Genomic DNA, 15,380 nt, shown 5'->3' with positions numbered 1-15,380 from the left:
TGAAAATATGTAATCAAGTAATCCCAATATATATCCCGGTTGAGATAATATAAACATTTTTTGTATTAATTTATAGTAATTAATAATTAATAGTAATTTATTATAATTTATCGTAATTTATCGTAATTTTATTGAGTTAACTTTTTTCTTTAAAAACGTAGACCGAAAAACCGAAAGTCTCATGAAAGATCTCAGGGTAAATCCCCTTTCATTTAGGAAGCAAAAACCCGGACAACCAAAAGAAAGAGGGCCAACACAAAGATTTTAGTTATATAGTTGAGCGCAGTATTCAACAAATTTAATATACTTATTCGTCAATAATAGAAGTGCATTATTATCCTAATTTTTGGGCCTTGATGAGAGAGGTCCTTTCCCCATACGCTTTTTGCGTATAAGCAGAGGATTCCCCAGTTGTAAAATTTTTTGGAATACTCTAGGCAAACTGTGAGGTATAAAATGAGTAAGAGCATATGTTTCATAGACGGGTTGGAGGGCATTCTGAAATACAGGGAAATAGACATCAACAAGTTAGTTGGTCTACCCTACGATGCCGTTTCCTATCTGCTTATCCAGGGCGAACTCCCCAATGAAGAGGAGCTTGCCGATTTTTCAGCCCGCCTGAGGGGGGAGCGGGAAATAGAAAAGGGGGTAATTGATATAATTCGCATGTGCAACCTCAATATCGATTCGATGGAAGCACTGCGGACCATAGTTTCTTATATGTCGCAATTTGATCCGGATCTGGAAGACGAGTCCCTGGAAGGGAATACAAAAAAAGCCATACGTTTAATATCCGGGATCCCGACCATAGTTGCAGCATATCACAGGATATCAAACGGGAAAGACCCGATATCTCCGGACCCGGCACTTTCCCACGGAGCAAATTTCCTTTACATGCTCAGGGGTAGTCAGCCTACAGAGCTGGAAGCTGAAGTTATGGAAAAGGACTTTATCCTCAGTGCGGAGCACGAGCTTAACGCTTCCACATTTTCTTCAAGAATCACGGCATCCACCTGCTCGGACCTTTACTCTGCAATTGTTTCCGGGCTCTGCACTCTCAAGGGCCCACTGCACGGAGGGGCCAGGCTGAAAGTCATGGATATGCTTGAGGAAGTTTCCAGCCCTGAAAACGCAGAGGAATTCGTCCTCAAGAAGATTGAAAATAAAGAAAAAATAATGGGCTTCGGGCATAGGGTCTACAAAACCTATGACCCCAGGGGTATACTTTTCAAGGAACTTGCAAAGCAACTGGCAGAAACAAATGGGGACATGATATGGTACGAGACTGCAGAAGAGCTTGAAAAAACGGTCCTTCGCGAACTCGTAGAAAAGAAAGGAAAACCCATCTACCCGAACGTTGACTTCTATTCGGGAGTTATATACAAGTACCTGGAAATCCCCCCACACCTTGCAACCTCGATTTTTGCCATCGGCAGGGTTTCAGGCTGGATCGCTCACTGCTTTGATCAGTATTCCAAGAAGAGAATTATCAGGCCCCGCGCCTTTATGCTGGACGAGCTTTGAAGCAAATCACAAACAAAAATCACAGATAAATTCCGTGGCGCAGGGAGAAAAAAATCCCTGCTCATGCTTATTTACACCTTTTTTCTGATCTGACTGTGCCCTTGTTTCGGATCTTAATTTAAAAAGGCCTTTTTCTGCTTTCCAGTAAACATAACTTTTCCCGGTCTACCTACCCCCGGTTCCATACGTAGCTGAAAGGTATCATCTACCCGGCTCCTTTTCAAGTTCCGCAACCATCAGATCCAGCTCGTGTCCTATACGTAGCTGAAAGGTATCTATCTATCTATCTGGCTCCCACATATTCTATGTGCCCCAAAAATGTAAAAGCCGGATAATCTTTTTATCATCTAACAGCTTTTTGATAGCCAGATACCCATGATTTTTAGAGATTTCATTGACCAGTTGAAAACGAGCGGAAAACTGGTAGAAATTCAACATCCCGTTTCTCCCGAATTTGAAGCTTCGAGAATTGCAAAGCAAACAAAAGCCCCCATTCTTTTCCACGACATTTCAGGCTCGAAAGTCATTATGAACCTCCTGGGATCAAGAGAAGAACTGGCTTCCATGCTGGGGGTACCTAAAGAAGAGATCATCCGGAAACTTTCGGAAGTATCCCCCAAAGGAGAGGTTAAACTCGTATCAGACTCCCCTACCCTTGAAGTTGTGGAAGAGGAAGTGGACCTGACAAAACTTCCCATTCTCACCCATTTTGAAAAAGACGGTGCCCCTTACATCACAGCAGGAATAGTTGTTTCCGAATATGAAGGCAGCATGAACGCTTCTATCCACCGGCTCATGCTGGCAGGAAAAGACAAACTCGCAGCCCGTCTTGTCCCACCAAGGCATACCTATCTCCTGCATAAGAAAGCCGCGGAAAAAGGTGAACCCCTGCCTGTTGCAATCGTGCTTGGCTGTGACCCTGCAATCATTTACGCTACATCCACAAGGGTGCCCGTTGGAAAGGAGTTTGAGTACGCCTCGGCTCTGAAAGGAGAGGCCGTAGAACTATTTGAATGCGAAAACGGGGTAAAGGTTCCTCACTCCGAAATCGTGCTCGAAGGCTACATCGACCCTGTGGAAAGGGTAGACGAAGGCCCCTTCGTGGACATCACCGGGACCTACGACCTTGTCCGGAAGGAGCCGGTAATCCGCATCACTCGAGTCATCCACAGGAAAGACCCCGTCTACCATGGGATCCTCCCCGCAGGGCCGGAACACCTTCTTATGATGGGTGTGCCCTATGAACCCCGGATTTACAGGGCAGTAGGAGAAGTAACCACTGTCAAAAACGTGGTGCTTACCGAAGGAGGCTGCTGCTACCTCCATGCCGTGGTGCAGATCGAAAAGCAGACCGAAGGCGACGGGAAAAATGCCATCATGGCTGCCTTTGCCGCCCACACCAGCCTCAAGCACGTAGTCGTGGTAGACGAGGACATCAACATCTTTGACCCGAACGATGTGGAATTCGCAGTAGCCACGCGGGTCAAAGGAGACATTGACATCCTGACCATCCCCAACGTCCGCGGCAGTTCCCTGGACCCACGGGGAGCCCCGGACGGGACTACCACCAAAGTAGGGATCGACGCCACGAAGGTCCTGGTTGAAAAAGAGAATTTCGAAAGGGCAGTGATCCCCGGAGAATAATTCAAAAAAAGTATACAGATCACAGATAAGTGAATTTCCATGCACCTTACGAAAGAAGAAGAACGGATCCTTAATGGAGAAGCCGGGGAGACCCTGAGAAAAGCCCTGGAAATCCTGACAGCCCTGGGAGATATCTACGGCGCGGACAGGCTGATTCCCATCAAGAGCGCCCAGATAGCCGGAGTTTCCTACAAGACCATAGGGGACGCCGGGCTGGAATGGATTTCGGACCTTGAAGGAAAAGTGAAAGTCCCCTCAATCCTGAACCCTGCCGGAATGGACCTGGAAAGGTGGGACAGACTCGACATCTCCCCTGACTTTGCGGAAAAACAAAAGGAAATCGTTAAGGCTTACAAAAAACTCGGGGTCAGCTGTGAGTGTACCTGCACCCCCTATACCCTCGAAGGCTTCTCGGTAAGCTACGGTGACCACCTGGCCTGGAGCGAATCTTCGGCTGTTTCATATGCAAACTCCGTGCTCGGAGCGCGGACTAACCGGGAAGGGGGACCCTCAGCCCTTTCGGCGGCTCTCCTCGGAAAGACCGCAAACTACGGGTTCCACCTGGACGAGAACAGGGTTCCGACAGTTTCGATTACAGTGGAATGTTCCCTGAATAGGTCCGATTACGGAGCACTGGGCTATGTGGCCGGAAAACTCGTGGGGAGCAGGGTTCCCCTCCTGCACCTGCAAAATACCCCGAAAACGGACGAACTAAAAGCCCTCGGAGCGGCAATGGCAGCGTCGGGGGCAGTTGCTCTTTACCACGTGGAAGGAGTTACCCCCGATGCCTGCAGGCAGGACTTCGAACCCCCGGAGGAAAAAATCATAATCGAAAAAAGCCAGCTTGACGAAGTTTACGAGAGGCACTGTGGTGCCGGGAGGGAACCAGAACTTATCACAGTCGGCTGCCCTCACTGCTCGGCCGCAGAACTCAAAGAAGCAGCTGGACTTTTGAAAGGAAAAACCGTTTCAAAAGAGATCTGGGTCTTTACTTCCAGGGAACTTGCAAACCGCTTCCCCGAATACATGGAAACCATTGAAAAGAGCGGGGCAAAAGTGGTCTGCGACACATGCATGGTGGTCTCCCCCGCAACCAACAGGTATTCCTGCGTCATGGTAAACTCAGGGAAAGCCTTTGCTTACGTGCCGGGGATGTGCGGGGCTGAAACGGTTTTCGGGAGCATGGAAGCCTGCATAGAAGAAGCTCTTGGAGGAAAGGAGAGAAAAGAGAAAAAGGAAATGGAAGAGGAAAAATGGGAAAATAAAAGGCCTGAGAAAGAGAAAAAGGAAGGTGGTTCCCATTAAACTGAACGGCCGGACGATTGCCCGGGGCTCTGCGGAAGGAGAAGTGCTGCTTTCCAGGGATCCGATATCTTTCCTGGGCAGTGTGGACCCTCAGACAGGGATTGTTGTTGAAGAAGGTCACGCCCTTGAAGGAAAATCCATAAGGGGAAAAGTCCTTGTCTTCCCCCACGGGAAAGGTTCAACCGTGGGTTCATACGTAATGTACCAGCTAAAGAAAAACGGGGCTGCCCCTGTTGCGATCATCAACCTCGAAACCGAACCCATTGTAGCCGTGGGCGCAATAATTTCGGAAATCCCTCTTGTGGACATGCTGGAAAAGGACCCCTACGAAGTCTTAAAAGATGGGGACGTGGTCCGCGTGAATGGGAGCAACGGGTGTGTGGAAACCCTTGAATAAAAAGTTCAAACTGAAAATTAAAGTCAAATGAAGCATTATATTCAAGCTTGAAACCAGCAAACCAGAAAAAAGCTTCAAACTTACATATAAGAGACTCACAATGAACCAGGCAGATAAAAACCGCCGGAAGCACAAGCAAAATTTCGACGCCGAAGAAATAGTTTCACGCATATACCCTTTCATTATCAGGGTCTTTGAAGTATACGAGATCCAGAATTCAGGAGAAGCCCTCTATTTCTACGGGACCCCGAAAACCGACGCTGAACACATTACACAGGAACTCTGGCCCCCCCTCCAGCAGCGGAAGCTTGAGTTTTCCCTGAAATACGAACTTGGGGAACATGTCCTGGTTATCGCCCCTGAAAAGACTGCCCGGGAAAAACCCTGGGTGAACCTTGGCCTCCTTGTTGCGACGATTTTTACCACCATGATTTCAGGAGCCGTGATGTTCGGGGTAGACCTTGGAAACGAACCTCTGGAATTTATCCGAGGACTTCCCTTCACCCTTGCCATCATGGCCGTGCTCGGTTCCCATGAGATGGCACACTATGTGGCAGCCAAGTACCACGGGATGAGGACTTCCCTTCCTTATTTTATTCCATTTCCAACTTTCATCGGCACAATGGGAGCGGTCATTAAGTACAGGGGCCCCATCCCTAGCCGGAAGGCCCTCTTTGATGTGGGGATAGCAGGACCCATAGTAGGGCTTCTGGTCTCAATCGCGGTTACTTTCATAGGGCTCTCCCTGGAAGTTCCCAGAGTAGACCCACTGCCAAACGTCCTGATGCTCGACCTGGGCCTGCCCCCGCTTTTCATAATCATCCAGAAGCTTCTGGGCGTAACCGGAGATAGCCTGCACCCTGTGGCCTTTGCAGGCTGGGTGGGGATGTTCGTAACCCTCATGAACCTGCTCCCCGCAGGGCAACTCGACGGCGGGCACGTGCTCAGGGCGATGCTCGGGAAAAAGGCAGCCTACGTCTCAACAGCCATGCCCTTTGTTCTTCTAAGCACAGGGCTTTATGTAAGTTACTGGTTGAAGGAGGACGGGTTAATCTGGATCTTCTGGGCGCTATTCCTTTCGCTCTTTGCAGCCGCAGGACATCCATCTCCCCTCCACGACAAAGTGGAACTTGACAAAAAACGTATCCTGATAGGGGTCATAACCTTTATTATGGGGATGCTCTGCTTTACCCTGGTTCCGTTCAAATTTATGGGCTGAAGTTCTATGCACCATAATTAAGCTGCCTATACACTACTTTGTTTGGGAGTGTGTGAAGCGCAAACAGCCCATAAGTGGCTGAAAAATTCATGATTTTTCACTTTACGCAAGTAAAGTGTTATGGTATACTGTTACGCAGGAAAAATTTATATTCCCCTGTGAATTTGGAATATGGACAGGACGAGTAAATATTATATTTTCTAAAAGGATGAGGCAGGATGAAAAAAAGTGCCGAAATTGTGGGAATCGCTTGCGTCATATCATCGGTAGCAGTACTGATCTCAGCTGTAAATATGCTTATTTGCGCAATGAATGGCATGCCGCTGGGTTATTCCATTGCTATCTTTTGTTGTATGATTGCAGTATTTTCCGCAAATCTCGGAAATTATTTAGTACAAAAGAAAAAAATGATGACGGCACAAAATGACCAATTTACCTATTGACCGTATCCCTCATCGAATTTCAAGGGTAATCAGATAATTTCCATCAGAGTAGAAAAATCCCCATAGCACTTTTTACCGTGCTATGGGATTTGTTCTTCACAGGTTTGTTTAGGATATAATCTCTCAGCCGATTTACTTGACAGCTTTGAATTTACTTGTTTTTCTAAAACTTCCCTATGATACCCACCCTTTCCTTTGAAAGCCCTGTAAAAAAGGTGAAAGTAATGGATGTGAATTTCCGCTATAGCAAGAAAAATTCATACAGCTTTGCAGTTCTCTCCCCCATGCTGCCGGAAGCAGGTTTTACTGACATGCCCCGAAAAGGGATCGTGATCTACAGTTTTACCACACGCCAGGCAGCAAATGTATTCAAAGAAGTAAAAAATGCAGGTACAAACTCCATCTTCATTGCAGGAGGCCCTCACCCCTCGGGGGCTCCCGAAGAAACCCTGGAATATTTTGATTACGTTGTGCTCGGGGAAGGAGAAGAGACCCTTCCCGAACTGGTAAAGGTCCTACAGGAAAAAGGAGACCAGGGAAAGGTCCGGGGAATAGCATACAAAGACCCCGGAACCGGGAAAATCGTCAAAACCCCGGAAAGGCCCCACGTAAACCTGGACAATTACCCCTGCTTTAACCCGAAGAAGCTCCGAGCCCCGATCGAGATCAGCCGGGGCTGCCCCTGGGGATGCAAATACTGCCAGACTCCGAGGCTTTTCGGGAGGGAAGTCAGGCACCGGAGCATTGACACTATAGTCCGGAATGCCAGGCACTACGATGACCTCAGATTCATAGCTTCCAATGCCTTTGCTTACGGGAGTGACGGGATCCACCCCAGGCTGGATAAGGTTGAGAAACTGCTTTCGACCCTGCACGAAATGCCCGGAAAAAAGATTTATTTCGGGACTTTCCCTTCCGAGGTGCGCCCCGAATTTGTGAACGACATGTCCGTGGAACTTGTCCGCGAATACTGCGCAAACCAGAGCCTGAGCCTGGGAGCCCAGTCGGGAAGCGAGCGCATCTTAAAAGAAATCCGAAGAGGGCATACCGTAGAAGACAGCATCAGTGCCGTAGAATGCTGCCTGGAACACGAAATAGTCCCTGCAGTAGACTTTATCTTCGGCTTTCCCACCGAAACCGAGGAAGACCAGGAAAAAAGCCTGGACCTTGTCCGCTGGATCTGCAAAAAGGGAGGGACTGTCCGGGCTCATTACCTTACCCCTCTGCCCGGAACCCCATACTCATCAGTTGCCCCTAACGAAATCAGCGACAAAGTCCGGCGCGAACTCGGGAAACTGGCCCTCCACGGAAAATTAACCGGGTACTGGGAGAAACACTGAGAGAAAAACCATAATTATCGGAATTTAGATCAAAAAAATAAAAATATGTGGTAAACTGGACTGTAAAACACATCTTCCTCAAGGAAGAATATGCAAAGATGGAAGAGGAGCTAAAGGAAGATTAGGGAAAGGGGATTTGAGGGGAAAGGAAGTAAAGCAGGGGAAACAAGATAGGGAAAGTTGAATAGATAAGATTGAGAAGAGATTAGAGTGAGTGCCGGCAGGTGCTCATTTAAAAGCCGGCTTTGCGGTCTAATCCCTATTCTTTTTAGGCTATGTGTTTGAGTAAATGCTTCTTTTTCAGGTCTTATTTCGTTCCAGGTTTATTTTCCGACTTTAACTTACCGTTTTTACCAGCTATTTCCTTTATGACCAAAGTTCGTCTTTGATCCTGTAGTTTTTAATGGCGTTTTAATAGACATCTGTTCGCTAATGATGTCTATTCGTTAATTAGGTCTGTCCTCTGATCTTGTATTTTCAGGTATGTCCTTTCGATCATATGACCTTTTGAGCTTTCTGATTCATTTTTAATTTAGGAGGCGCTCATACCGGCATACTTGATCTGTATGGACACCTAGTCCCAATAAGTAATAAAGTGTTCAATGTATTTATAATTTATTGTTATTTATATGAAAATAATACACACTAAATGATACAAATAAGACAATCCAAGATTAAACATGACCCACAATCATCTGATTTCCTGCAGAAAGAAACAGAAAGTCAAAAAATATCCGAGAAAAATGAAAACGAGGCAGAGGTTATCGGAACCCTCATAAGGTTTTGAGCCCATACAAAAGTAGGGGGATACGAAATGGAGTTAGCCATTAGAATAGCTCTTTTAGCCATCATGATAATCATCCTCTTGCTCTGGATTGCAGGCGTCAATTACGCCAAATTTGCCTGGTTTGCCGCAGCAGGGGTGTTCATACTTTATACCTTTTATTCTATGATAAAAAAGTTAAGCCTCATACGCTCCAAATGAACTACACCTCCTTGTTTCCTTCAAAGTCGAGGAGGGGGCCTTTCCACCTGCTGAGATAAAGGATTGAGAGGTGGAAGAAAGAAAAGAAGGGAGAGAAAGAGAAGAGGAGAAGAAATTCAGCTTTCTTCAGCCTTTCGAACAAGTTCCAGACCCCGGTTCATCAGTTCTTCAGCCCTTGCTTCGGTCTTTGCTTCCGCAAAGATTCGGAAAATAGGTTCGGTGCCCGAAGGCCGGATCAGGACCCAACCGTCTTCATAATAGAGCTTGACTCCGTCGATGGTATCCATTTTGACCCCGCTGCCTGCAACTTCGGCTTTCACCTTTTCCAGGGTAGCCTGAAGGTCCCCAACTGGTACTTTCGTCTTTGCATTGAAGTATTCCGGCACGGTCTTCGTAAGTTCGGACAGCTTCTTTCCCCCGACCATAATTTCAAGGAGTTTTGCACAGGCCATGGCCCCATCCCGGCAGTACTGGTGCTCAGGGAAAATTAACCCACCATTTCCCTCCCCCCCGAAAACCGCATCTATTTCCATCATTTTGCGGGCGACGTTGATGGACCCGACTGCAGTCCAGTGCAGTTCGACCCCTGCTTCCGCCGCAACATCAGCCATGCGCTGAGAAGAGCTAACCGGGGTCACAACAGGCCCTTTTTTCTGTTCGAGCACGTACTTTGCCATCATTGAAAGCAGGACTTCCTCGTTGACAAAAGCCCCGTTTTCATCCATGAAGACTATGCGGTCAGCGTCTCCGTCATGAGCTGCCCCGAAATCTGCCCCGGTCTTCTTCACAAGTTCGGAAAGCTCGGTCAGGGCGTCGGGGGTGGGCTCGGGGTTCCTCCAGGGAAAAGTCCCGTCAACCTGGGCGCCCAGGGTCAGCACCTCACAGCCAAGTTCTTTGAGCAGGAAAGGGAGGGTTAGGGCACCTGCCCCGCAGCCCGTGTCCACCACAACCCTGAACCTGCGTTTCCGGATAGCTTCGGTATCCACGGAGCGGATGACGTTCCGGAGGTAATATTCATTCACCCCGGGATCGGTTTTGAAGTCCCCTGTCTTTTCCCAGGAAACGGGGGAATATTCCCCTGAAAAGTAGATTTTCTCAATATCCCTTTCCCCATCCCGGGGGAATTCCGAACCGTCTCCGGCAATCAGTTTGATCCCGTTATCCTCCCGCGGGTTATGGGAAGCCGTAATCACGATCCCGGCATCGGCAAAATCACGGACATAGTACTGGATGGAAGGGGTAGGAGCCATTCCCACGTCAATGACGCTAAGACCCATGGAAAGAGCCCCGGCGATTGCGGCGGACTTGAGCATCTGGCCCGAAATGCGGGTATCGCTCCCTATCGCAACCGTACCCTTCGAGCCCATGTAAGTCCCCAGGCTCCGCGCCACATTGACTGCCATTTCGGGGGTTATGTATTCATTGGCGGTACCACGTACACCATTTGTTCCGAATAATGCCATCTAAGGTCTCCATCTTCAGGTGATTTGCCGGCAAACCCTGTTTGTGTCGGCGAATTATTTTATTGGAATTTCTGTCTATAATCGATAATACCTTTCTTAAGGGTGGCAAATACATATAGCTTATTAGTCAAAATCAGTAACCAAAGGGGAACTATAGTCAAATACCCAAATTCCTTCACCAACCTCAAGTGAAAGTTTAACCACAGAAAGCACGGAAAACACGGAATAAAAGAAATAGGGGCACAATCCTTCAGTGCTTTCTGTGTCTTCCGCGGTTATAATATAAGTGCAAATATTTACGATCCGGACTATGATTGTATAACTAATGGTGTAACCAATGGCCATTGAGAAGATCGAAAAGATAAAAAAGGCAATCAAAGCCAGAGAAAGCGCGGTTGTTGCCTTTTCCGGAGGAGTGGACAGTACAGCTCTTGCAGCCCTGGCCTATGAAGTGCTGGGGGACAGAGCTCTTGCCGTGACCCTCGACTCCCCACTCTTTCCAAAGAGGCAGCTTGAAACTGCCGTTGAGACAGCCTGTGAGATAGGAATTCCTCACAGGATACTTCCTTTTTCCAACCTGAGCGCTCCCTACTTTACTGCAAATTCAATCAACAGGTGCTATTTCTGTAAAAAATCCCTGCTGGACACCCTGATCGAACTTGCGGAAGAAAATGGATACAACATCGTGCTTGAGGGGACAAATGCTTCGGAAATCAAAGGTGAAAACCGCCCGGGATACAGGGCAATCCGGGAAGCCGGAGATAAGGTCCTATCTCCCTTCGCGGAATTCGATGTCACAAAAGATGAAATAAGGCAAATAGCCTCAATCTATTCCCTTTCAGCAGCCCACAGGCCTTCCATGGCCTGCCTTGCAACCCGTTTTCCATACGGGCAGCCGATAACGGCAGAAGCTCTTAGGAAAATTGAAAAAGCCGAAGAATACCTTTTCTCCCTGGGCTTCACCCAGTTTAGGGTTCGGATGCACTCCAATATGGCACGGATTGAAGTCCCGCCGGAAGATTTCCCGGAAATCCTGCGCCATAGTGTGCAGATTTCTGAAAACCTGAAGGATACCGGTTTCGACTACGTAACCCTCGACCTTGAAGGCTTCCGAAGCGGGAGCATGGATGAACCTTTTCTCCGAAAAAAAGCTAAAGAAGGAGAGGGAGAAGAAAAAATACAGAACCTGGATAAATAAAAACACAGGATCCGGAAAAATAAAACATAAGACCAGGGAAAATAAAACAACTGATAGAAAATGACAGCAATTTTTATACGAAAAGCCGAGAAATCCGACCTCCCGGCAATTCAGAGGCTTCTATCAACCTATTTTCTGGATATGGAAGAACTCAAAGCAGAAGATTTCGTGCTTGCGGAGGGGGAAGGGAAAGTTCTGGGCTGTGCTGCCCTTATCCGAAGCGGTTTTTCCGAAAAAGAGTTTCTTGAAATCCATTCCATTGCGATCCACCCTAACTTCCGGGGGAAGGGGATAGGCAGCAGGCTTGTGGACCGGGTTATTTCAACATCAGTGGGGCAGGATGCCGAACTTTACGTAAAAACTACTGCTCCGGGCTTTTTTGAAAAACTCGGTTTTGTGAGAATCCCGGATTCCGAAAAACTCCGGCTATGGGAAGACTGCAAAAGCTGCGAACATTTCGGGAACTGCTCCCAGCATGCGCTGAAATACCGGAAAAGCCGGAGGTAAAGGGTGCAGGTAAACCCAGGCAAGTATAATAATTGAGAAGCGAATAACTGATAAATGACGGCAGCTTTTTAACGAAACATTATTTTACGAAAAAGCCCAATGAGGCACCTTATGCTCACCCTCGGAATCGTGAATACTTACGACAAGATCAAGGTCCTTGACGCGCACTACCGGGCAATCGCAAGAGCCGCACCCATCTGCCATGCTTTTGGCTTCCACCTGGCCCTTTTTGACTTTCCTTTCAAAATGACAGCCGAAGAGCTGGTAGCTTTCGTTATGGACAAGACCACAATCGGGGAGTCGGGAAGTTACCTTAAGACCCTTTACGAGACCAACCACCTCTCGGTCTTCGACCTGCCAAAGAAAGGGTTCCAGGCCCAGTTCGGGGAAATCGTTATAACCACTTCGAAACCCGACCCGAAAAAAAAGATCATGCCTGTGCAGATTGCCGAAGAAGCGCTCCGGAACAGGTCATTTCTTTTCCTTGTGGGGCTCGGGAGAAAAGGGCTTCCAAAAGAGCTTTTCGGGAGAGGAAAGTACCATCTGGACATAACCTGCAAGGGGCTCTCCCTTGAGACCTGCACGGCAATCGGGGCGATTCCTGCTAACCTCTCCGGGCTTATGGCAAACCTGGAAACAAAAAAGTAAGTTCCAAAAACCTTTCTGGGCTGTTCATTCAAAATTTTTCCGGAATTATTATATATCATTATGACCAAGTAATATTGTACTTTGGGAAACAGAAATGAAGTTTGCCATGTTCGTGTGGGGTTTTGTTTCAGGAATGAGTAATATATTCTTTTCAGAAACAAATGAAATTTTGACCCTTCGAGCTTGGCGTGTAACATTGAAGAGACAGGAGGGATTTAATGAGTGAATTAAATCCGGAATATAGAAAACGCAAAGAATATAGAAAAGAAAATTGTATGAACAGCAGCTACCATACTGTTGTAAAAGGCTGTACTGACAGCCTGGACACAGATGAATTAGACCTTTACCGCTTTATGATAGGCGGGATGCAGGGAAAATAAACCTGCACAAACTTTTTTTATTTAATCTTACCTAGAAAAAAGCATGTACGATGTATATGCGGTTCGCAAAGATTTCCCTGTTTTAAAAGAAGTCGTGTACCTCGATAGTACGGCGACCACGCAGACCCCGGTACCTGCGGTTGAAGCCATGAATGAATTCTTCTATAGATACGCAGGCAATCACGGGAGGGGAGCCCACCGCCTGGCCCGCGAGACCACAAACCACTATGAAGACGCGAGGGAAACGGTAGCCCGTTTCCTGAATAGCGAACCCTCAAAGACCGTTTTTACAAAAAACACCACGGAAGGGATAAACCTCGTGGCAAATAGCTGCCCCTGGGAAGCAGGGGACCACATCATCACAACCCTAATAGAACACCATTCCAACCTTCTGCCCTGGCTACGCCTGCAAAAGTTCGGGGTAAACATAACGGTCGTACACCCTGACAGGGAAGGCAGGATCGATCCGGCTGTCATAGAAACTGCCATCACCGACAGGACGAAGCTTATTGCGGTAACCCAGGCCTCAAACGTCTTTGGCTCCGTCCAGGATGTGGAACGGATTACGAAAATTGCCCACAGGCATGGCATAAAGATCCTGATTGACGGCGCCCAGTCCGCAGGACACATGCCAGTTGATCTCTCCACACTTGGCTGCGACTTTTTTGCGACCGCAGGCCATAAGGGCCTCCTCGGTCCCCAGGGCACGGGGGTCCTGTACATAAAGGAGCCGGACGAGCTCGAAAGTGCCTCCGTTGGAGGTGGGGCTGTCTCGGAAGTAAGCGGGCTCTCTTTTGTCCTGGAACCTTCCCCGGCCTGCTTTGAAGCCGGAACCCCAAACATCCCCGGTGTAATCGGGCTTGGAAGGGCAGTTGAATATGTAAAGGAGATCGGAGTTTCCGAAATAGAAAAGCAGGAAATTATGCTTGCACGAGAGACGGCAAGAAGGCTTTCCGAACTTGAACATGTGGAGGTTTACGGCCCCGAAAATAGGGCTGGGGTCGTGCCCTTCAACGTCCGTGGGCTGCACGCCCATGACGTTGCCCTGATCCTGGACCAGAGCAGGAAAATCTGCGTCCGAAGCGGCCATCACTGCGCAATCCCCAGCGTCCGCTTTCTGGAAGTGGATAGTACGGTAAGGGCATCCTTTGCACTGTACAATACCGAAGAAGAAGTAGACATTCTGGTAAACGCGGTCAACGAACTCAAAGCCCTGGTTGGCTGAGTCCCTTTCACCCGGGGACTGAATCCCTGCTACTCCGGGATACAGGCTATAGTTAATATAGGAAATTTGTATAGAAGTTCCATACACATTAGAGCAAGAAGTCAACTACCCCGGGGCTAAAAGTTCAGGGGTTCCCTGATAAGGCAATATAAAAGATTTTAAAAAAATCAAGCTTCGGAGCACGAAACATGGAGCGAATAACAAGCGGAATCGAGGACCTGAACCCCTACCTGGGAGGCGGGTACCCTGAAGGAAAAGGAATCCTCATCACAGGACCCACAGGTTCCGGAAAAACAATCTTCGGGATACATTTTTTGTACAGTAACTGCAGCGCCGGAAAGAAAGGGCTTTTGATCCTGACCAGAGGACTTCTGGAAGACCTGATCCTGCAGTCGAAAGACCTGGGAATGGACCTTGAACCCTTTATAGATTCAGGAACACTTGTGGTAGAAAATGTTTTTGAGAACCGAATCCGGGAAACAATTTCTTCTTCGCGTCTGGGAAAAGGGCTTGAAATCAGGGAAAAAGACAGGATATCACAAATAAAAATCCTCTCAAAAGATGTTGAAGTTGTTGTTCAGGACAGCCTTGGGGCATTCACAAGTACGCAGGGCTGTGTTGGAGGGGACCCCTTCAAAAAGTTTGACCCAATCTACAGAATCCTGGCAGAACACGGGTGCACATCCCTTTTCCTCATGGACGACCGTGCTCACCGGCAGCTTAAGGGTTTTGCAGACTACCTGGTCTTTGGGAAAATCGAACTGAACCTCAGGGAAGATGCCTTAAGTGGAAAATTTTCACGCTACCTTTCGGTAGCAAAGATGCGCGCTACAGAGCTTTCCCTTGAAAACGTCCAGTTTGAGTTGACCTCGTCCGGGATCAGGATAAAATAAAGCCCGGGACCCAGAGGTTTCAAACTTTTTTGATTTATTTTTGGTTCCGCAGCCGATTATGAAGCAGTTTCAGTATTAAATATTTATGAAGATATATGTCCAGATATTATCTATTTCAATATTAATTCAGAAAAAGAATAAACATTAAATTGGTAACAGAAATATTTAATCGATAACATGCGCAATAGGTGGCTAGAAGGATAAAAATA

Annotated in this window: 15 protein-coding genes; 14 read left to right on the top strand and 1 reads right to left on the bottom strand. The window is 47.6% G+C overall.

What is annotated here, in order from left to right; all coding sequences use genetic code 11:
- Positions 1–456 precede the first annotated feature (456 nt).
- From ACSAZK_RS11110 to ACSAZK_RS11075, 8 genes are all read left to right on the top strand, one after another.
- Positions 457–1,524 carry a citrate/2-methylcitrate synthase gene (locus tag ACSAZK_RS11110; protein WP_440954201.1) on the top strand — a complete coding sequence of 356 codons (1,068 nt, stop codon included), beginning with the start codon at positions 457–459 and terminating at the stop codon, positions 1,522–1,524.
- Between the two features lie 375 nt (positions 1,525–1,899).
- Positions 1,900–3,168 (top strand): UbiD family decarboxylase, encoded by a 1,269-nt coding sequence (locus tag ACSAZK_RS11105; RefSeq protein ID WP_440954200.1) that lies wholly within the window; start codon positions 1,900–1,902, stop codon positions 3,166–3,168.
- A 39-nt stretch (positions 3,169–3,207) separates the two neighbouring features.
- A complete protein-coding gene (locus tag ACSAZK_RS11100; protein ID WP_440954199.1) occupies positions 3,208–4,473 on the top strand; it encodes an aconitase X in 1,266 nt (421 codons plus the stop codon).
- Positions 4,460–4,870, top strand: coding sequence for a DUF126 domain-containing protein (locus ACSAZK_RS11095; RefSeq protein ID WP_440954198.1), 411 nt, complete (start codon positions 4,460–4,462; stop codon positions 4,868–4,870). Before ACSAZK_RS11100 ends, ACSAZK_RS11095 begins: the two co-directional genes overlap by 14 nt.
- A gap of 100 nt (positions 4,871–4,970) precedes the next feature.
- Entirely contained in the window at positions 4,971–6,089 is a 1,119-nt protein-coding gene (locus tag ACSAZK_RS11090) for a site-2 protease family protein (protein WP_440954197.1), read from the top strand.
- 218 nt (positions 6,090–6,307) lie between these two features.
- On the top strand, positions 6,308–6,532 hold the full coding sequence (locus tag ACSAZK_RS11085; protein WP_440954196.1) for a hypothetical protein: 225 nt from the start codon (positions 6,308–6,310) through the stop codon (positions 6,530–6,532).
- A gap of 224 nt (positions 6,533–6,756) precedes the next feature.
- Entirely contained in the window at positions 6,757–7,872 is a 1,116-nt protein-coding gene (locus tag ACSAZK_RS11080; RefSeq protein WP_440954195.1) for a TIGR04013 family B12-binding domain/radical SAM domain-containing protein, read from the top strand.
- 814 nt (positions 7,873–8,686) lie between these two features.
- Complete coding sequence (locus ACSAZK_RS11075) at positions 8,687–8,857, top strand: hypothetical protein (RefSeq protein ID WP_440954194.1); 171 nt, start codon at positions 8,687–8,689, stop codon at positions 8,855–8,857.
- 116 nt (positions 8,858–8,973) lie between these two features.
- Here the strand turns inward: ACSAZK_RS11075 and glmM are convergent, their stop codons facing one another.
- Complete coding sequence (gene glmM, locus ACSAZK_RS11070; protein WP_440954193.1) at positions 8,974–10,320, bottom strand: phosphoglucosamine mutase; 1,347 nt, start codon at positions 10,318–10,320, stop codon at positions 8,974–8,976.
- Between the two features lie 337 nt (positions 10,321–10,657).
- Between glmM and larE the strand changes: the two genes are divergently transcribed.
- The 6 genes from larE (at position 10,658) to ACSAZK_RS11040 (ending at position 15,171) form a co-directional block, all read left to right on the top strand.
- Positions 10,658–11,518, top strand: coding sequence for an ATP-dependent sacrificial sulfur transferase LarE (gene larE / locus ACSAZK_RS11065; RefSeq protein WP_440954192.1), 861 nt, complete (start codon positions 10,658–10,660; stop codon positions 11,516–11,518).
- Positions 11,519–11,578: 60 nt separating this feature from the next.
- On the top strand, positions 11,579–12,025 hold the full coding sequence (locus ACSAZK_RS11060; RefSeq protein WP_440954191.1) for a GNAT family N-acetyltransferase: 447 nt from the start codon (positions 11,579–11,581) through the stop codon (positions 12,023–12,025).
- 111 nt (positions 12,026–12,136) lie between these two features.
- Positions 12,137–12,673 (top strand): DUF531 domain-containing protein, encoded by a 537-nt coding sequence (locus tag ACSAZK_RS11055; RefSeq protein WP_440954190.1) that lies wholly within the window; start codon positions 12,137–12,139, stop codon positions 12,671–12,673.
- 218 nt (positions 12,674–12,891) lie between these two features.
- The gene (locus tag ACSAZK_RS11050) at positions 12,892–13,053 is read left to right on the top strand and encodes a hypothetical protein (protein WP_156153880.1); all 162 of its coding nucleotides are present in this window, start codon (positions 12,892–12,894) and stop codon (positions 13,051–13,053) included.
- Between the two features lie 43 nt (positions 13,054–13,096).
- On the top strand, positions 13,097–14,278 hold the full coding sequence (locus tag ACSAZK_RS11045; RefSeq protein WP_440954189.1) for a cysteine desulfurase: 1,182 nt from the start codon (positions 13,097–13,099) through the stop codon (positions 14,276–14,278).
- Between the two features lie 188 nt (positions 14,279–14,466).
- Entirely contained in the window at positions 14,467–15,171 is a 705-nt protein-coding gene (locus ACSAZK_RS11040; RefSeq protein ID WP_440954188.1) for an RAD55 family ATPase, read from the top strand.
- The last annotated feature ends 209 nt before the right edge of the window (positions 15,172–15,380 follow it).

Source organism: Methanosarcina sediminis, from assembly GCF_052056915.1.
GTDB lineage: Archaea > Halobacteriota > Methanosarcinia > Methanosarcinales > Methanosarcinaceae > MTP4.
This window is presented reverse-complemented; position numbering and strand designations above follow the sequence as displayed.